This is a genomic window from Plantibacter lichenum (assembly GCF_050587525.1).
Lineage (GTDB): Bacteria > Actinomycetota > Actinomycetes > Actinomycetales > Microbacteriaceae > Plantibacter.
In genome coordinates, this window is record NZ_JBOBFT010000002.1 from 1 (window position 1) to 18,349 (window position 18,349).

Below are 18,349 nucleotides of genomic sequence, written 5' to 3' on the forward strand. Positions count from 1 at the left end.
GGTCGGACCGCAGCCGCGCTCGCGGCACGGACCCGCGCTCGGCGCCACCGGCCCGCTAGTGCCAGGTGCGCGGGCCGTCGCTGCCGGCGGGGTACGTATCGATCGGCACGAGCGACTTCCGCCAGGCGGCGAGCACGGGCGACACGATGCGCCAGCACTCCTCCGCGACGTCGCCTCGCACGCTGAGCGTCGGATCGCCTTCGAGGAGCGATGCCAGGACCTCGCCGTACGCGCTCAGCTGGCCCGCCTGCAGATCCGCGTGCATCGCGACGGGTTCGAGTTCGAAGGGGTCGTCCTCACCGTTGATCATGAGGTCGAGGTCGAGCGATGCCGGTTTCAACCCGATGCGCAGCCGGGCGGGCGACTTCGCGCCGTGCAGCCCTCGCGGCAGGTGCGGCACCTCCTTGAAGGTGAAGACGATCTCCTGCTTCGTGTCGGCCAGCGCTTTGCCCGACCGGAGGATGAACGGGACGCCCGCCCACCGCCAGTTGTCGATCGCGAGCGTCATCTCGGCGAGCGTCTCCGTGCCGCGCTCGGGTTCGACGCCCTGCTCGTCGACGTACGCAGGCAGCTTGCGGCGCCCGATGGTCCCCGCGCCGTAGCGGGCGCGACGGCTGGACGTGCCGTCGCGCTTCCACGGACGCGTGGCCCGCAGCACCTGCGCCATCCCGCCGCGGAGGTCGTCGGCGTCGACGCTCGCAGGTGGTTCCATCGCGGCGAACGCGAGGACGAGCAGCAGGTGGCTCTGGATCATGTCGACGAGTGCGCCCGCGTGGTCGTAGTACCCCGCGCGACCTTCGAGCGCGAGCTGTTCGTCGAAAGTGATCTCGACCTTCTCGACGTTCGATGCGGACAGGAGCGGCTCGAAGATGCGGTTGGCGAAGCGGAGTCCGAGCAGGTTGAGCACGGTCGACTTGCCGAGGAAGTGGTCGACCCGGAACACCTGCTCCTCCGGGACGAGGTGCTGCAGGAGCCGATTGAGGGAGCGAGCCGATGCGGAGTCGGTTCCGAACGGCTTCTCGAGGGCGAGCGTGATCCCCTTGGGGAGGTCGATCTTCCGCAGCGCCTTGCATGCCAGGAGCGCGACGGCGGGCGGCAGCGCGAAGTACAACGAGACGCGACCCTCGGCGGCAGTGATCACGCGTGCGAGGTCATCAGCGCTGCCGGCATCGCCCTGCACGTAGGTGGTCCGCTCGGCGATGCGCGTGCCGAGCTTCGACGGCGTCTCCGAGAACGCCTGCGCGACCTTCTTCCGCCACTGCTCATCGGTGAGCGGGGCACGATCCACCCCCACGAGGTGGACTTCCGTCCCCCGCGACGAGGCGAGGAGCGAGGACAGACCGGGCAGGAGCAGACGCGACGTCAGGTCGCCTCCCGCACCGAGGATCACGAGTGTGTCGACCGTCATGCTGCGATCCTAGCCCCGAGCCCTCCAGGCCCGTCCAGACGCGCCAGATCATCCGCCTGCCTGCCATCGAGCACAACTCCTTCGATTTCGACAGTCTCCGCCGACGACCCCTGAATTCCCGCGGCACCAGATCCGGCGACGTCGAAATCGAAGGAGTTGTGGTGGTGACGCGCGGTCTGAGGGGCGGCCTGGAGCCACTACTGTTTCACTCATGCGCCTCGGAGTCCTCGACGTCGGTTCGAACACCGTCCACCTGCTCATCGTCGACGCGCACCCCGGCGCCCGCCCCATCCCGATGGCCTCGCACAAGTCCGTCCTGCGCCTCATGCGCTATCTCACCGACGACGGATCGATCAGCGACGAGGGCATCAAGACGATCCTCGAATCGATCGGCGGGGCGGCGAAGATCGCCAGGGACAGCGGTCTCGACGAGCTGCTCTCGATGGCGACCTCCGCCATCCGCGAGGCGACCAACGGTCCGGAGGTGCTCGCGCTCATCGAAGAGGAGACGGGCATCGCACTGCAAGTGTTGTCCGGTGAGGACGAGGCGAAGCTCACGTTCCTCGCCGTGCGCCGGTGGTACGGGTGGTCGGCCGATCGCATCCTCCTGCTCGACATCGGCGGGGGCTCCCTTGAAGTCGCGGCGGGCGGCGACGAGTACCCCGACGTGGCGATCTCTCTTCCGCTCGGGGCTGGCCGATCGACCGTGGGATTCCTCCACAACGATCCGCCCACCTCCGACCAGCAGGAGAACCTCCGTGTCTACGCACGCGAGGTCCTGCAGGAGGGCCTCACCCACTTCGCCGAGCTCCCGGACGCACAGCACGTCGTCGGCTCCTCGAAGACGATCCGCTCGCTCGCCCGGCTCGCGGGGTCGGTCGCCGACGGCGTGGGTGGGACCGATCGCAGCCTGCTCCGCCGCAGCCAGCTTGACGACTGGATCCCCCGCCTCGCGCGCATCCCGGCCGACGCACGCCCAGCACTGCCCGGCATCACCGCGGATCGCACGTTCCAGATCGTCGCGGGCGGCATCGTCCTGTCGGAGGCGATGTCGGCCTTCCGGGTGCGCGAGCTCGACGTCTCCCCGTGGGCGCTGCGGGAGGGCATCATCCTGCGTTACCTCGACCGTCTGGGCTGAGGCGCGCCGGTTCCTGAGCTTGTCGAAGGACCCCGGTCCCTGAGCCTGTCGAAGGGTGCACTCCGACGGCACCGCACTTCGACAAGCTCAGCGACCGGAAGGTGACGCAGTGACCGGAAGGTGACTCAGCGACCGGAAGGTGACTCAGCGACCGGAAGGTGACTCAGCGACCGGAAGGTGACGCAGTGACCGGAAGGTGACTCAGCGACCGGAAGGTGACGCAGTGACCGGAAGGTGACTCAGCGACCGGACGACCCCACCAACGACGAAGGCCCCCACTCAACCGAGTGGGGGCCTTCGTCGTCGATCTGGTGACTAGTCGCTCGTGATCGCCAGGTCGGGCGTGACCGTCCCGGTGCCGAGCGCTGCCTGCGCGTTCACGCCAGCGCCGACGGTCTCGCCGCGCGACGTCGTCGTGAAGACGAACGCACCGTTCGCGAAGTCCACGTGCACGTGGTCGCCCGCGTTGAGGTCGCCCTGCAGGATCCGCTCGCTGAGCTGGTCCTCGACCTCGCGCTGGATGGCACGACGCAGCGGACGCGCACCGAGGGTGGGGTCGAACCCGACCTCGATGAGCCGCTCCTTGGCCGGCAGCGTCAGCTCGATCGTCATGTCGCGGTCCAGCAGACGCTCCGAGAGACGCTTGACGAACAGGTCGACGATCTGCAGCAGTTCCGGCTTCGACAGCTGCGGGAACACGATGATGTCATCGACACGGTTCAGGAACTCGGGCTTGAAGTGCTTCTTCAGTTCCTCGTTCACCTTGCCGCGCATGATGTCGTATCCGGTCGAGGCGTTGCCCTCGATCTGGAAGCCGACCGGGCCGCCCGCGATGTCGCGTGCACCCAGGTTGGTGGTCATGATGATGACCGTGTTCTTGAAGTCGACGACTCGACCCTGACCATCGGTCAACCGGCCCTCTTCCAGGATCTGGAGGAGCGAGTTGAAGATGTCCGGGTGGGCCTTCTCGATCTCATCGAACAGCACCACGCTGAACGGCTTGCGACGGACCTTCTCCGTGAGCTGGCCGCCCTCTTCGAAGCCGACGAATCCGGGAGGAGCACCGAAGAGACGCGAGACCGTGTGCTTCTCGCCGTACTCCGACATGTCGAGCGAGATCATCGCGCTCTCGTCGTCGAAGAGGAACTCGGCGAGCGCCTTCGCCAGCTCCGTCTTTCCGACACCCGTGGGGCCGGCGAAGATGAACGAACCGGACGGACGCTTCGGGTCCTTGAGGCCTGCACGCGTGCGGCGGATCGTCTTGGAGAGCGCCGCGATGGCCTCCTCCTGACCGATGACCCGCTGGTGCAGCGCCTTCTCCATGAAGACGAGCCTCGAGGACTCCTCTTCCGTGAGCTTGAAGACGGGGATGCCGGTGGCCTGCGCGAGCACCTCGGCGATGAGTCCTTCATCGACCTCGGCCGTCGTCTTGACGTCGCCGGACCTCCACTGCTTCTCCAGACGGAGACGCTCGCCGAGGAGGTTCTTCTCCTCGTCGCGGAGGGATGCGGCCTTCTCGAAGTCCTGCTCCTCGATCGCCGTCTCCTTGGCTTCGCGGACCTTGGCGATCTTGTCGTCGAATTCGCGGAGCTCGGGCGGGCTGGACAGGATCGAGAGACGCAGGCGTGCGCCGGCCTCGTCGATCAGGTCGATGGCCTTGTCCGGGAGGAAGCGGTCGGAGATGTACCGGTCGGCCAGGTTGGCGGCCGAGACGAGCGCACCGTCCGTGATCGACACCTTGTGGTGGGCTTCGTAGCGGTCGCGGAGCCCCTTCAGGATGTTGATCGTGTGGGGCAGCGAAGGCTCCATGACCTGGATGGGCTGGAAGCGGCGCTCGAGGGCGGCATCCTTCTCGAAGTGCTTGCGGTACTCGTCGAGCGTGGTGGCGCCGATGGTCTGGAGCTCACCCCGGGCGAGGAGCGGCTTCAGGATCGAGGCCGCGTCGATGGCGCCCTCAGCGGCGCCTGCACCCACGAGCGTGTGGATCTCGTCGATGAAGACGATGATGTCGCCACGCGTGCGGATCTCCTTGGTGACCTTCTTCAGGCGTTCCTCGAAGTCACCGCGGTAGCGGCTGCCGGCGATGAGCGAACCCAGGTCGAGCGAGTACAGCTGCTTGTCCTTGAGCGTCTCGGGGACGTCGCCCTTGACGATCGCCTGGGCGAGGCCCTCGACGACGGCCGTCTTGCCGACACCGGGCTCACCGATGAGGACGGGGTTGTTCTTGGAGCGACGCGAGAGGATCTGCATGACCCGCTCCATCTCCTTGTCGCGACCGATGACCGGGTCCAGCTTGTTGTCGCGCGCAGCCTGCGTGAGGTTGCGACCGAACTGGTCGAGGATCTGCGAACCGCCCTGAGCCTGCTGCTCGCTCTGGTTGGCGCCGACGGGCGCAGCTTCCTTGCCCTGGTAGCCGGACAGGAGCTGGATGACCTGCTGGCGCACCCGGTTGAGGTCTGCGCCGAGCTTCACGAGCACCTGGGCTGCGACGCCCTCGCCCTCGCGGATGAGGCCGAGGAGAATGTGCTCCGTGCCGATGTAGTTGTGGCCGAGCTGCAGCGCTTCGCGCAGGCTCAGTTCCAGGACCTTCTTGGCGCGCGGCGTGAACGGGATGTGTCCCGTCGGCTGCTGCTGACCGGTCCCGATGATGTCGGTGACCTGCTCGCGCACGGCGTCGAGCGAGATCCCGAGGGATTCGAGCGCCTTGGCGGCGACACCTTCACCCTCGTGAATCAGACCAAGCAGGATGTGCTCGGTTCCGATGTAGTTGTGGTTGAGCATCTTGGCCTCTTCCTGGGCCAGGACGACGACTCGACGCGCACGGTCGGTAAATCTCTCGAACATGATCACACTCCTCCGGCACCGGGCAGGGTAGATGCCGTTACATCGAGAGTAACGATGCTCCGGCTGCAGTATGCCCTTGTTCGCCTCAAGCGTGACGGGAGGGGCCCGGCCTGCTGGCCGGACCCCTCCGTGTGATGTCGCGATGCTGCTCTGATCCCCTCTAGACCGGGAAGCGCACCGTCGCGGCGAGCGCCCCACCGCCGGGCACCTCGTCGGCTCGGACCGCGAGGATCTTCGCGTCGGCGAGGAGCGAGCGGCGCAGGATCTCGTCGATCACGCCGTAGTTGGAGGCGTCTGCGGTGTCATCGAGAGTGACGACCCCGGTCTCCTCGTCGATCGTTCCTGGCACGCTCTGGTCGATGTCGACGAAGAGCGTGTCGACGGCCTTCGCGGTCGCCGCCCGCGCGACATCGCCGAGGTCCGTGACGGCGTGACCATTGGACGCGCTCGTCCCGAACTGCTCGCACAGCCCTTTGAGCTTCGTCGCGTACAGCTCGTCGAGGATCGGGCGGGCCGCTTCGGCGAGCTGCTCGTCGGATCGACCCTCCTGGTTGCCCTGGATCTCCGGCTTCACGACGTGCTGGTAACTGCTCACGCCACGGTAGATCGACGTCATCGGCTCGGCGCCGGCGATGATGAGGGGCTCCTTGGAACCGGCGAGCACCGGCGCGATGGCCTTGTCGATCGCCATCGCGTACTCCTGCATGCGGACCTTCTGGCCCTCGGAGCCCTGGATGCGGCCCTGCGGGCTGCGGCCGCTGGAGCCGCGCCCACGGATTGAGTCGACGCCCGCCGCCTCCGCGACATCGGCCGGGATGCCCTCGACCTCGATGCTCGTGGCCGGCAGGTCGCGCGAGACGGCGACGAGCCGGACGCCGCTCTGCGCGAGCGCGAGCACGTACGCGGACTGCGGGAAGGTGAGCGCCCGCATGAGCGGCTTGATGTAGTACCGGTCGGAGACTTCCGCGCACGATCCGAGGATGTTCGGCACGCGGAAGTAGCGCGTCTCGCCTCCGCCGATGAACACGGCGAGGCTCGAGGACAGGTAGCGGAGGAAGTCTGGATCCTCGAGGAGGTCGTCGACGGCTTTCGTGAAGGTGGCGATGGCCTGCTTGTCCGCTCCGCCGGCCTCCATCTGTTCGACGGCGGTCTTCACCTGGTTCTTCAGGTCGATGCGAACGTGATCCGGGTCGGTCGGTCCTGACGTGGTCTCCACGTAGATGGACACGCTCCAGGGTTCTCGAGCGGTCGCGAGAGCGACGACGTCGGCGCGGGTCGGAATATCGGTGTGGTGCACAGATGCCTCCTTCATTCACGTCAGACGGAACGTCCACCAGGAGCAGGCGACGTCTTCGATGGCCTGACTTGCCCCCAGTATAGGGACGCGACCTGGCTCCGTCAGTGGTCGATTCTGCGGACATTCGGAGGGTCGGCGTGTCTCACGCTCCCCGCTCGCCCTCGCGCTCCATCTCCGCCACGCACCCGCCCCCTCCCTGTCGCTTGCGCAATTCAGGACTGTTCCCAGAATTCAGGACGATCGACCGGCGCGTCGTCCGCGATCGTGCTGAATCGTGCAGATGTTCCTGAATTGTGCAAACAGTTCGGGTGGGCAGGCGCAGGTCGATGCGGGGCCGATGCGACGCTCCGGGGTTGACGAGCATATCGATCATCGTTACCGTATCGATTGTCGTTGTTATCGATAAACGTTAGGTTTCCGGATGACCGAGCACACGACCACAACACGGAAGGACTGATCTGATGCCCAGGGACGCGAAAGCCAATACCGAACGCTATGACCTCGTGACGGTCATCGTGCTGAGTGCGGCCGTCATCGTCATCGCGATCTACCAAGCGATCGTCGGGGTCGTCCGAGTCGCCGCCAACAGCGGCATCGAGATCACCCTGCCCGTGCCGTCGCAGTCGATCGCACCGCCGTCTCCCGTGGAGGGCACGGTGACCGCGACCTTCAGCACGACCTCCGCCGACCTCGTGATGGACGGCTTGAGCCCCAACATGCAGTTCTGGATGACATTGCAGGCGATCGTTCCGGGTCTGGCCGTGTCCGCCGTCTTCGTCTGCCTCATTGTGTTCGCCGTCCAGATCGCGAAGGGCGCGGCGTTCAGCTCTCTCCTCACCAGACTCGCGACCATCACCGCGGTCCTCGTGGTCGTGGGCGGCATGGGCACGCAATTCCTCGAGTCGATGGTGAACCGCGGCGTCATCGCGAACGTCTTCGGCCGCGAGAGCGAACTGCTCGAGGCCAGGTACCCGCTCGGTGGCCTGATCGGGAAGTACGACTATCCGTGGGACCTCATGCCGGTCGTCATCGGCGTCGCCATCGCTGCCGTCGCGGTCGTCTTCGCGCACGGCGAGCGCCTCAAGCGCGACACGGAAGGCCTCATCTGATGGGCGGAGCCGATGACGATCCGACGGGGATCCACTGCCGACTCGACGAGTTGCTCGCCGAGCGGGGGATGACCCTCACGCAGCTGAGCGAGCGCGTCGGGGTGAGTGTGGTGAACCTGTCGGTGCTGAAGAACGATCGGGCTCGCGCCATCCGGTTCTCCACGCTCACCGCCATCTGCACGGTCCTCGGGTGCACGGTCGGCGAGCTGCTCGTCGCCACGGACGCCGCCTGACCCAGTCGACTGACCCGTCCGGCAGCGCGCCCGGCCCGGCCGGGTCAGGGGCGGTCAGGCTCAGGGGCGGGCAGGACGAGGAAGACGTCGATGGCGTCCTCATGATCGAGCACGAACCCGTGGCGCTCGTAGAGGCGGCGGGCCGGGCTCCCCTGCAGCACGTTCAACCGGAACGGGCGGGGGCCGTCGTCCTCCGACATCGCCGTCGCGAACACGGCGCCGCCGAGCCCCCGCCCCTGCACGGAACGATCGAGGTAGAAGTGCTCGATCCACGTCCCATCCGAAGCGGGGCGGAGCGCGATGAGCCCGACCTCGCGGCCGTCCACGAGCACGACGACGGTGTGCGCCGGATCGAATCCCGCGCGGAAGCGCTCGCGGACACGCACCGCGTCGTAGCGGCCGAGGCGGGTCAGGTCGTCGAACATGACGTCTGCGCGGAGCTCGGCCATCCAGTCGATGTCGTCGGCGCGCGCCTGGCGCAGGGTGAAGTCCATGGGTGAGGCTGTCTCCGGTCGATTCCGAGTGGGCTGGCGGGGCGTCATCGAACCGTGAGTGTGAACGGCAGACCGGATGCGGCGAGCGCACCGCGTGCCTGCGCGTCGACGGTCGCTCGCAACGGGCCTGCGGGATCCGCCGGTCGCGCATCGATCACGACGTCGAGCATCGGGACGGTCAGCTTCCAGGTGATGCGGATGTCCGTCGCGTCGCCCGTCCCGAGGAGCGAACGGACGCCAAGGACCCCGGCCGATGCGAGGTACACGGCATCGGTGAACTGTCCGGATTCGGAGGCGAGCGTCGTCACGGAGCTCCGCGAACCGCCCTCCGGAGTCGGCGTCTCGATCGACAGCAGGGTGTCGTCGATCCCCCACACGGGCAGTGGCCGTGATGCGAACTCCGCGAAGAGGGCCGTGGCGCTCTCGACGGACTCGTCCTCGTCGACCGCGAGACGCACGCCGGTCCACGTCGGACGCGCGGGGGTCCCGAGCGTGACGGTGATCGAGCCGGGCAGGTCATCGGCGAGGAGCACGTAGTCCACGGCCTCGTCGATCCGCTTCGTCTGGCCGAGCACCTCACGTGCCGCTACAGCGATGGTCCAGCCGCCATCCGACGATGACACGGTGAGGGTGCGAAAGACGTCCTTCAGCTCTGCTTCGGTCAGGCGCGTCGCGGCGTCGTGGAGCATCGCTTCGATGCGGCCGGAGGACGCATCCGGCTTCACCACGACGTCCGTGCGGACGGCGCCTGATCGCCCGGTGCTCGCCGGGGTGTAGTCGACCGTGGCCCGCTCCACTGCGGGCGAACGGTCCAGGGCAGACTGCAGCCCGCCCGAGGCGAGCACGGCGGCGTCGAAGATGCCGCACCCGGCGAGGGACACGGCGGTGAGCGCTGCGAGCAGCATCCCGATCCCCCAACGTTTCACCCATCCACCCTAGGGTCTCGGGCGGGTGCGCACGGTCAGCGGCGCCCGTCACTCGTCACTGCTCACCGGTCACCGGTCACTGCTCACCGGTCCCTGAGCTCGTCGAAGTGGGGCTGTCAGACACTTCGACGAGCTCAGTGACCGGCACGGACAAGCTCAGTGACCGGCGCGGACAAGCTCAGTGACCGGCGAGGAGGAGCTCGTGGCCGGAACCGCGCGCTACTGCAGGGCCGACGTCAGCCGCGCAAGATTGTCGAGCACGGTCGACCGCAGGGGTTGCTTCAGCCACTCGGCCAACGTCAGCTCGCGACTGATCTCGCGGTAGCCGTCCTCGACGCCCCGCATCTCGTCGACGAAGCTGCGTCCGCGCACGAGCAGCGACACCTCGAGGTTGAGACCGAAGGAGCGCATGTCCATGTTGCTCGACCCGATGACCGCGACATCGTCGTCGATCGTGAAGTGCTTCGCGTGCAAGATGTACGGCGCCGGGTACTGGAAGATGCGGACGCCCGCCCGCAGCAGCGCTTCGTAGTAGGACCGCTGCGCGTGCCACACCATCGCCTGGTCGCCGATCTCCGACACGAACAGGTCGACCGGCACGCCTCGCTGCACGGCGGTGGTCACGGCGGACAGCAGGGACTCGTCCGGGACGAAGTACGGACTCGTGATGACGATGCGCTTCTGAGCGGCGAAGATGAGCGCGAGGAACAGCTTGAGGTTGTTCTCGCCGTCGAACCCTGGACCGCTCGGCACCACCTGACATTCGAGGTCGCCGATCGGCAGCGCGTCGAGCACGCCCACCTCGGTGGACAGCACCTCGTCGGTCTCGCTGTACCAGTCGCTCAGGAAGATCGCGTTGATGCCGCTCACCCCGGGTCCCTCGACCCGCGTCATGAGTTCTTTCCACTTGAGCCCGCGCTTGATGTTGCTGCGCTTGTTGTAGCTCCGATCGATCACGTTCTGCGACCCCATGTACGCGACCGTGCCGTCGACGATGAGCATCTTGCGGTGGTTGCGGAGGTCCGGTCGTTGGAACTTGCCCTTGAGCGGCTGCAGCGGGAGCATCAGATGCCAGTCGGCGCCCATGTCCGTGAGGCGTTTGAGCGTCTGCTTGTAGTCGCGCGTCCGCCAGCTGGCGAAGTGGTCGAGGAGGACCCGCACCTTCACGCCGCGGGCGACGGCCGCTTCGAGCGCGTCGAAGAACGGCTTCGTCGTCTGGTCGCAGGTGAGGATGTAGAACTCGACGTGCACGTACGACTTCGCGGCATCGATCTCGTGCGCCATCGCTTCGAGGGACGCCTCGTAATCGCCGATGAGACGGGCGGAGTTCCCGCCCTGCAGCGGCATCGATCCGAGGTTGCGGTTCAACTGCACGACGGACCGGAACCACGCGGGCGCGTCCGATGTGAGGTTCGCGCGCACGAGGTCGCGGGTCGTCTGCCGGATGTAGACGTTGATGTTGTACTGCTTCTTGCGACGCTTCCTCGGCAGTTTCGGATTGCCGATCACGAGGAACGCGATGACGCCGACGTACGGGATGAGGAAGATCGCGAGCAACCACGCCATGCCGGCTGTCGGGCGGCGGTTGCGCGGCACCACGATGACGGCGATGACTCGGATGATGAAGTCGACGGCGAAGAACGCCGCACCGAGCCAGGACCAGGTGAATTCGATCGTCATGGCGCCCATTCGCTCGGGGTGCGGGTGGACCCCAGCCTACTCACCTCGCGGACGCGAAGGGTGCTGAAGGTGTCAGCTCTCTCGCGTGGCGTTCGGGGCGACGGGCGGGAGGCCCAGCTTCGCGCGCTCTTCGGCCTCGACGCGGGCATACGCCGCGCGCTCGTTGCGGTCCGAGCGGATGATCGAACGCATGATGACCCAGAAGATGATCCCGACGAGCAGGGTGGGGGCGATCGACCACGCCGCGTTCAACCAGTAGTTGTCCATAACCCCTCCAGGATACCCCTGATCTGCTGTGCGTCAGCTGCCGTTGGCGATGGCCTGCCACACACCGCTGATCACGAGGTACAGGCCGATGCCGCCCACGATCACCCAGATCGCGATGCGTCCGGTGGATGGCGTGGTCGACTTCTTCGGGTCTTTCGCGCCGTTCGGGTCCATCATGCTCATCGCCTCGCCTGACCGTCCGTGATCGTGGGTGGATCCGCTACTTGACGAGCGGGAAGAGGATCGTCTCGCGGATGCCGAGGCCGGTGAGCGCCATGAGGAGGCGGTCGATGCCCATGCCCATGCCTCCCGAAGGCGGCATGCCGAACTCGAGTGCGCGCAGGAACTCCTCGTCGAGACGCATGGCCTCGACATCGCCCTGGGCGGCGAGCTTCGCCTGCTCGATGAACCGCTCGCGCTGCACGACGGGGTCGACGAGCTCCGAGTAGCCGGTGGCGAGTTCGAAGCCGCGGATGTACAGGTCCCACTTCTCCACGGCGCCGTCGATGGAGCGGTGCGCGCGGACGAGCGGGCTCGTGTCCACGGGGAAGTCCATGACGAAGGTGGGGCGGACGAGGTCGCCCTTCACGAAGTGCTCCCACAGTTCTTCCACGTACTTGCCGTGGATGGGGTGCGGCACCTCGACGCCTTCGCGGGCGGCGAGCGCCTGCAGTTCCTCGATGGGCGTCTGCGGCGTGATCGTGACGCCGGCTGCTGCGGAGAGGCTCTCGAACATCGAGATGCGGTCCCACTCGCCGCCGAGGTCGTACTCGGTGCCGTCGGCCCAGGTGACGACATGGCTGCCGCTGACCGCGACCGCGGCTTCCTGGATGAGCGTCTGCGTGAGCTCGGCCATCGTGTTGTAGTCGCCGTAGGCCTCGTACGCCTCGAGCATCGCGAACTCGGGGCTGTGCGTCGAGTCGGCGCCCTCGTTGCGGAAGTTGCGGTTGATCTCGTACACGTGATCGATGCCGCCGACGACGGCGCGCTTGAGGTACAGCTCCGGCGCGATGCGCAGGTACAGCTCGGTGTCGAACGCGTTGGAGTGGGTGACGAACGGGCGGGCCGAGGCGCCGCCGTGCATGACCTGGAGCATCGGGGTCTCGACCTCGATGAACGACCGGCTCGTGAAGGTGCTGCGGAGGCTCGCGACGGCCTTTGCCCGGTTGATGACGTTGAGACGGGCCTGCTCGCGGGCGATGAGGTCGAGGTAGCGGCTGCGGACGCGCGTCTCCTCGCTCAGCTCGTTGTGCAGGTTGGGGAGCGGGAGGATCGACTTCGCGGCGATCTGCCAGTCCGTGACCATGATCGACAGCTCGCCGCGGCGGCTGGAGATGACCTCGCCCGAGACGAAGACGTGGTCGCCGAGGTCGACGAGCTCCTTCCACGCGGCGAGGGACTCCTCACCGACGCTCGCGAGGCTGACCATGGCCTGGACGCGGCTGCCGTCGCCGGACTGGAGGCTCGCGAAGCACAGCTTGCCCGTGTTGCGGTTGTGGACCACGCGGCCTGCGACGCCGACGGTGACGCCGGTCGACTCGTCCGGCTCGAGGGAGCCGAAGCGCTCACGCACGGCAGGGATCGTGTCCGTGATGGGCAGCGTGACGGGATACGCACCGCCCGCGGCGGACGTGGCCTCATCGATCAGGCGCTGACGCTTGGCGAGGCGGACGGCCTTCTGCTCGGTGATCTCCGCGAGCTCGTTCGCGGCATCGGTCGTTTCGGCGGCGGTGCCCTGGTTGTCGGCGGGCGCGTCCGTGTGCTCAGTCATGCTGTGGGATTCTCCTCGTGCGGTCACCAGAGTTTACCGGGCGAGCCCGAGCGCCCGCTCCATCCCCTCGCCTTCGCCCTCCCCCTCAGCTTCCATCCTTCCCTCTTTACTCCCTCCCTCCCTCCCTCCCTCCCTCCCTCCCTCCTTCCTCCCTCCCTTCCTCCCCTCATTCCCTCCTTCCTTCCTTCCTCCCCTCATTCCCTCCCTCCCTCCTTGCCTTCCTCCCTCATCTCGCACAACTCCTTCGATTTCGACAGCCGGATTCCGCGAGCCGCGCGAAACCGGGGATGTCGCGGGCGGCAGTGTCGAAATCGAAGGAGTTATGCGCACCCGGAACCTTGCCAGGAGCTATGAACGAGCTGGCAAGGGCCGCAGAGGAACCATTCGGAGGACAGCTCTCAGACGCCTGCCCTGTTTGGATCGAGGGAAGCTGTCCCCTGTTCGGGGCACGGCGCCGCCATCCACGAACTCGAAAGGCTCGTCCATGACGACTCCAACCACCCAGCTCTCCAGCCGTTTCGCGAGCAGCGGGACCGGCATCGGCCTCCTCGTCCTCCGGATCGTCTTCGGGGCCGCGTTCATCGCGCACGGCGCCCAGAAGGTCTTCGTCTGGACGATCCCCGGCACGCAGGCGAGCTTCGCCGAGATGGGCGTGCCGCTTCCCGAGATCGCGGCGATCGTCGTCGCGTTCCTCGAACTCGTCGGCGGCGCCCTCATCGTCCTCGGACTCGCGACACGGATCATCGGCGCGACGCTCGCCGTCGACATGGCGGTCGCCCTGTTCCTCGTGCACCTGCCGGCCGGCTTCTTCGCGTCCGACGGCGGAGTCGAGCTCGTCCTGCTGCTGGGCGTCGGCGCGCTCGTCCTCGCGCTCACGGGCGCCGGCCCCTACGCGCTCGACGCCGTCTTCCGTCGTCGTCGGGCGAGCTGACCACCCGGCCCTGCCTCCGTCGCATCGCCGCGTCACCACCATCACAACTCCTTCGATCTGCTCGCCGCAAACCACGGGGCCCCCGGAAATCCGGGACCTCGGGTCTGGGCCGCGGCCGAATCGAAGGAGTTGTGATGGTGAAGTGGGCGCTAGAGGAGCTCCAGGTCCTCGGGGCGACTCGTCTGCCGGAGGGCGTCGTCGACCGCGGACCGGACGAGCGAGGACAGGAAGCTTCCTGGATTCTCGACGCGACAGGTCGAGGCTCGTGCCCGTGAACGACATCGCCGGATGCAGCGCGAGCGGGATCACCCCGGCCGCCGCGGCGGAGGCGAGGACGCCGACGCCGAACTTCGCCGAGGTGTGCGCGACGAGCTGACCGGGCTGCCAGGCGCCGACGGCCGCGAGGCCCTCCACGAGCGACTGCAGTTCGCTGTCCGGGACCGCGATGATGACGAGCTCGCTGCGCTCGACGACCTCCGGCGTCTCCAGGACGGGCACGTCCGGCAGCATCCGGACACAGATCGTGAATGTCGTCGAGGATATGATCGGGAACCGAGAGGGCATCCCCGATACCATCACCAATCGCACATACTCCCCAAGTTTCACGGTGCGAATTCTGCCGGAACTCCCCCGCAAGCTCGCCCTTGAAGCGGCTGAGCTGCACGTTTCACTCAACCGGCTGCCCTCCTCGCGCCGGACGAGGACGTAGCGGACGCGTGGCTCGCCGCCCGAGGCGCACACTGGCGATGCCGAAGAAAAGTCCGAGGGCTCCCCGGGAGCTTGACCAATGGTGACGATGGGAATAGATCGACCAGCCTCGTCTGGGGCACCCAACGAGCTTTCATTGGGGCTCCACAGCGGGAGGCTGCGAGCGTCTTTGCAGGATTAGCCGACTCACCACGGTCCACAGCGGGTCGGGAGTTTCCGAGCCCAAGAGCTCAGGACGACACGGCACACGCCCGCGCGGTTCGCAGGCTCCGAACGGATCGGAATACGTCCACGAAGGAGATCGTCCTGGAGGAACAACTCCACATCTGACATCTTCAATGGTGGCTGAATCAGGTGGTTACAAGTATGGTGATTAGATCACCCGTCGACGACCCCGATGGACCCTCACAACTACCGAGGTCGCTGGTTCCGGAGTTCGCACGTCGCAGCACACCCAAGCCGAGTCAATCATCGGGAGCGACGAAAGCAATCCCGAAGAAGACGACGCCGCCGAAACGGAACGCCGGAGGAGGACAGATTGACCGTATTTGATCGCATCAATCTGAACCTATCGACGATGTCAGCATCAATGAAGGCCATCGCGACGACTGTCCTTCAGGACCCGAAATACGTCTCGAAAGCGCACATTGCTGCTCTTGCGAACCGTAGCGGCACCGCAAACGCCACCGTTACACGGTTCTGTCGACTGATCGGGTACAGCGGATACGTCGACTTTCGCATCTCTCTCGCGGTTGACATGGCCACGATGCAGTCCGCCGGCACCTGGGAGTTCGAGGAACGACCCATTCCGGGGCTTCCTCAGGCACACCTTTTCACCCAGCTCCGCCGCGCAGACGAAGCCAGAATAGCGTCCGTATTCGACGACACGAACCCCGTGAAGATCACTCAGCTCTGCCAAAAGATCGTCGAAAGTCGAGAGATCCACGTATATGCGCGGGGTTTGTTCTCGTCCATGGGAGAGGTCTTAGCCCGTTCACTCTACCGAGAGGGAAAGGTGAGCCACTTCTGGTCAGATGGATACTTCGCGCCCGGGGAGTTCTCCACAGACGGGCACCACTCTGTCATGCTCGCGATTGGTCCCGACGATTCAATTAGTTTGACGAATGCACTTCAGACATCGCGCAAATCGGGGGCATTTACCGCCGTGATCGGTGCAGCCGTAAAGTCCAGAGCCGCATCCGGAGCCGAACTGCACTTACACACACCGCACAACGACACTGGCTCTTACAACCCCTCCCCTTTCGCGTACTACCGCTCGGTCTCACTAATCTGCGAAATTGTCCTAGCCCAGGTTCAATCCGCCGCATGTGAATAAGCACGCACGACGGCCCCTTACAGCACCGAAACGAAACGTGCGGGGTCGGGGCACCTATCCGTTACTTCGGAGAACGCGTTGCCCTGACTGACTCCCTCTTTCACAGCCCAGTTCGGGAGTTGTTCGGATATCGCCGCAAAAGGCACCCACAAGCTCATGCCGTCATCACCGTCACGACTCAGGTACCCCTCTTCACTTGGAATCTCGCCGACTTTAAATCCTTGTGCTTCCAGACATTTGGCCTGTTGAAGATGAAGCTCGAAGAGATGAAGACGCTGCGAATCAGTGAGAACGCCATCCGAATGATTCGGGTCATTCTCAGCAATGCAGTCTTTGATTTGCCCCGTCCGTTCATCTTGTTCGCCCTGAGGCAGTCCAGAGAGATCCTGCCTGAAGGTTCCGTTTGCCACATCGAGCTCGACGCTGATGCCAGCTTCCTCAACGCACGCTTGCACCGCTTCCATATTGACTCTCAGCGCAGACGTGCTCAGTGTCGAATACACGTCACTTGCCTCTTCGTCGCTCCACCCGTCGCCGGTCCGGCCCTCCTGAGTGTCCGAACAGCCGACCAACATCGCGGCAGAAACGATCGATATGAAGAGGACGAATGATCTCAACTTCAAACCATTCACGATGCACACCTCGAAACGAAGATGAAGGGAGATCGCTTGGCGAAGCAATCTCCCTTCAAGCAATATTTACCCACAGATTCCGCTTGTCCTCGTGATTGATTCGCCAGCGAGAGACCAATTGGCGGCCGTCCACGGCGAGTACCAGCTCTTGTATGAACCGTCACCATCGAATGTGTCACCAACCTGGTTGTTCGGATTCGACACCTGAGTGAACACCAGCGAAGAGGCTCTCCCACTCACCGTTGCTGAGACGCCAGCAAAGTGGGATGGTCCACCAGCGCACATCTGCGTGCCGGAGACGAAAGTTGCCGCGTAGGCAGGCGTCGAGACGATTGCCCCGAGCCCCATAGTGCACATTGCCGCGGCGATGAGTCCGCCACGAGCCTTACTGAAGAATTGGTGCGCCATTGCGTTCTCCTTCTTGTTCTTATTCTTGTTCTTGCGTGCTTCTCGATCTGGTTACAGACCTTCCGTATGGAAAGAGCTAGCTGCAGGTTCCCGAGGCGTAGCCCCAAGTACCGGCAATGATCGACCACTGGGCTGAGGTGTATGGCGAGTAAATCGTTCGGTACACCTCTTCGATGGATGGGTCGATGTATCGAATGTGCGACCCATCGAGAGTGCTCGTGAAATCGATCTGTGACGTGGCCCACAAACCCTTAATCCCTGCGTAGTGAGACGGACCCCCTGCGCACGTCTGAACGCCCTGCGCATACCCCCCAGCAGACGCAGGCGCCGCCCCAAGCGCGACCACACCAGAGAGAACAACGACTGCAAAGACGGCGTTACCGCCCAGCTTCATTGCACTGCGATTCATCCTAAAACTCCCGTTCCGAGGGATGCTCCCTCCTTTCATGCGACCCTACTCCGATCACTAACCTTGTCAACATCTCATTTTTATAAGATACTCGTTTGATATTTTATATTGTTGATCTGTCGGATCTCTTCCTGGCCAATTTCACAAGGCGCGAGACGTTACGGCATCACCGCCGCGTCGCTCAGTCTCGATGCAACGCTTCGAGCATGTCGGCTCACCGATAAGATCGAGGTCATCGGGGATCTCGAGGCGGCATGGGCGGCGCAGATCATTCGATTGGGCGATCGCGTGGCGGTTTGAGCACGAAGATCCACGCCTTCGTCGACGGCCACGACCGACCATTGGTGGTGTTGACGAGCCCGGGACAGGCGGGTGATTCGCCGATGTTCCCGCACCTGATAAACCACCTGCGGATCGGCCGCCCAGGTGCCGGGTGTCTGCGCATGAGGCCCGTCCGGGTTCGCGCGGACAAGGGTGAGCCGTCCCACGCGATCCGCACCCACCTGCACGAACGGGGCGTCGAGGCCGTGATCCCGCAACCCGCCGACCACATCGGACATCGAATCCGGTGCGACAGCAGAGGCGGCCGCCCGCCCTGCTTCGACCGCGACGACCACAAGAACCGCAACGTCGTCGAACGAAACTTCGCGACCTTCAAACAGTGGCGAGGCATCGCGACCCGCTACGACAAACTTGCCATCACCTATCGCGGCGGAGCAGTCCTCCGAGCGATCACGATCTGGTCCAAAGCATGAGAC

General features: G+C 65.3%; 16 protein-coding genes and 2 pseudogenes. 7 read left to right on the forward strand and 11 right to left on the reverse strand.

Features of this window, described 5'->3' with window-relative positions; all coding sequences use genetic code 11:
- Nucleotides 1–55: 55 nt before the first annotated feature.
- Entirely contained in the window at nucleotides 56–1,408 is a 1,353-nt protein-coding gene (locus ACQ3HB_RS03445; RefSeq protein WP_430917777.1) for a glucose-6-phosphate dehydrogenase, read from the reverse strand.
- 211 nt (nucleotides 1,409–1,619) lie between these two features.
- Between ACQ3HB_RS03445 and ACQ3HB_RS03450 the strand changes: the two genes are divergently transcribed.
- Nucleotides 1,620–2,546 (forward strand): Ppx/GppA family phosphatase, encoded by a 927-nt coding sequence (locus ACQ3HB_RS03450; RefSeq protein ID WP_430917779.1) that lies wholly within the window; start codon nucleotides 1,620–1,622, stop codon nucleotides 2,544–2,546.
- Nucleotides 2,547–2,861: 315 nt separating this feature from the next.
- Here the strand turns inward: ACQ3HB_RS03450 and ACQ3HB_RS03455 are convergent, their stop codons facing one another.
- Together ACQ3HB_RS03455 and ACQ3HB_RS03460 are read right to left on the reverse strand one after the other, a co-directional pair.
- Nucleotides 2,862–5,390, reverse strand: a complete 2,529-nt coding sequence (locus ACQ3HB_RS03455) for an ATP-dependent Clp protease ATP-binding subunit (protein ID WP_430917781.1) — start codon at nucleotides 5,388–5,390, stop codon at nucleotides 2,862–2,864.
- A gap of 160 nt (nucleotides 5,391–5,550) precedes the next feature.
- A complete protein-coding gene (locus ACQ3HB_RS03460) occupies nucleotides 5,551–6,687 on the reverse strand; it encodes a baeRF11 domain-containing protein (protein WP_430917782.1) in 1,137 nt (378 codons plus the stop codon).
- 461 nt (nucleotides 6,688–7,148) lie between these two features.
- Between ACQ3HB_RS03460 and ACQ3HB_RS03465 the strand changes: the two genes are divergently transcribed.
- Nucleotides 7,149–7,796: a hypothetical protein gene (locus tag ACQ3HB_RS03465; RefSeq protein WP_430917783.1), complete on the forward strand. Its 648-nt coding sequence runs from the start codon at nucleotides 7,149–7,151 to the stop codon at nucleotides 7,794–7,796.
- Entirely contained in the window at nucleotides 7,796–8,029 is a 234-nt protein-coding gene (locus tag ACQ3HB_RS03470; RefSeq protein ID WP_430917784.1) for a helix-turn-helix domain-containing protein, read from the forward strand. Before ACQ3HB_RS03465 ends, ACQ3HB_RS03470 begins: the two co-directional genes overlap by 1 nt.
- A gap of 44 nt (nucleotides 8,030–8,073) precedes the next feature.
- Here ACQ3HB_RS03470 and ACQ3HB_RS03475 read toward each other — a convergent pair whose 3' ends face one another.
- From ACQ3HB_RS03475 to lysS, 6 genes are all read right to left on the reverse strand, one after another.
- On the reverse strand, nucleotides 8,074–8,523 hold the full coding sequence (locus ACQ3HB_RS03475) for a GNAT family N-acetyltransferase (RefSeq protein ID WP_430917786.1): 450 nt from the start codon (nucleotides 8,521–8,523) through the stop codon (nucleotides 8,074–8,076).
- A gap of 44 nt (nucleotides 8,524–8,567) precedes the next feature.
- On the reverse strand, nucleotides 8,568–9,449 hold the full coding sequence (locus ACQ3HB_RS03480; protein ID WP_430917788.1) for a hypothetical protein: 882 nt from the start codon (nucleotides 9,447–9,449) through the stop codon (nucleotides 8,568–8,570).
- A gap of 219 nt (nucleotides 9,450–9,668) precedes the next feature.
- On the reverse strand, nucleotides 9,669–11,129 hold the full coding sequence (gene cls, locus ACQ3HB_RS03485) for a cardiolipin synthase (RefSeq protein WP_430917789.1): 1,461 nt from the start codon (nucleotides 11,127–11,129) through the stop codon (nucleotides 9,669–9,671).
- A gap of 72 nt (nucleotides 11,130–11,201) precedes the next feature.
- Nucleotides 11,202–11,396: a hypothetical protein gene (locus tag ACQ3HB_RS03490; RefSeq protein WP_430917791.1), complete on the reverse strand. Its 195-nt coding sequence runs from the start codon at nucleotides 11,394–11,396 to the stop codon at nucleotides 11,202–11,204.
- Between the two features lie 33 nt (nucleotides 11,397–11,429).
- Nucleotides 11,430–11,573 (reverse strand): hypothetical protein, encoded by a 144-nt coding sequence (locus tag ACQ3HB_RS03495; RefSeq protein WP_430917792.1) that lies wholly within the window; start codon nucleotides 11,571–11,573, stop codon nucleotides 11,430–11,432.
- A gap of 43 nt (nucleotides 11,574–11,616) precedes the next feature.
- Nucleotides 11,617–13,167 (reverse strand): lysine--tRNA ligase, encoded by a 1,551-nt coding sequence (gene lysS, locus ACQ3HB_RS03500; RefSeq protein WP_430917794.1) that lies wholly within the window; start codon nucleotides 13,165–13,167, stop codon nucleotides 11,617–11,619.
- A 484-nt stretch (nucleotides 13,168–13,651) separates the two neighbouring features.
- Between lysS and ACQ3HB_RS03505 the strand changes: the two genes are divergently transcribed.
- Nucleotides 13,652–14,098, forward strand: a complete 447-nt coding sequence (locus ACQ3HB_RS03505; RefSeq protein WP_430917796.1) for a DoxX family protein — start codon at nucleotides 13,652–13,654, stop codon at nucleotides 14,096–14,098.
- 246 nt (nucleotides 14,099–14,344) lie between these two features.
- Here the strand turns inward: ACQ3HB_RS03505 and ACQ3HB_RS03510 are convergent.
- A pseudogene (locus tag ACQ3HB_RS03510) lies at nucleotides 14,345–14,608 on the reverse strand (DUF2520 domain-containing protein); the annotation flags it as partial.
- A 31-nt stretch (nucleotides 14,609–14,639) separates the two neighbouring features.
- Here ACQ3HB_RS03510 and ACQ3HB_RS03515 point away from each other — a divergent pair.
- Together ACQ3HB_RS03515 and ACQ3HB_RS03520 are read left to right on the forward strand one after the other, a co-directional pair.
- The gene (locus ACQ3HB_RS03515) at nucleotides 14,640–14,807 is read left to right on the forward strand and encodes a toxin-antitoxin system HicB family antitoxin (protein ID WP_430918414.1); all 168 of its coding nucleotides are present in this window, start codon (nucleotides 14,640–14,642) and stop codon (nucleotides 14,805–14,807) included.
- A 537-nt stretch (nucleotides 14,808–15,344) separates the two neighbouring features.
- On the forward strand, nucleotides 15,345–16,142 hold the full coding sequence (locus ACQ3HB_RS03520) for a MurR/RpiR family transcriptional regulator (protein WP_430917798.1): 798 nt from the start codon (nucleotides 15,345–15,347) through the stop codon (nucleotides 16,140–16,142).
- Between the two features lie 17 nt (nucleotides 16,143–16,159).
- Here ACQ3HB_RS03520 and ACQ3HB_RS03525 read toward each other — a convergent pair whose 3' ends face one another.
- Nucleotides 16,160–16,774, reverse strand: a complete 615-nt coding sequence (locus tag ACQ3HB_RS03525; RefSeq protein WP_430917800.1) for a hypothetical protein — start codon at nucleotides 16,772–16,774, stop codon at nucleotides 16,160–16,162.
- 1,080 nt (nucleotides 16,775–17,854) lie between these two features.
- Between ACQ3HB_RS03525 and ACQ3HB_RS03530 the strand changes: the two are divergent.
- Nucleotides 17,855–18,346 (forward strand): annotated as a pseudogene (locus tag ACQ3HB_RS03530) (IS5 family transposase); the annotation flags it as partial.
- Nucleotides 18,347–18,349 lie beyond the last annotated feature (3 nt).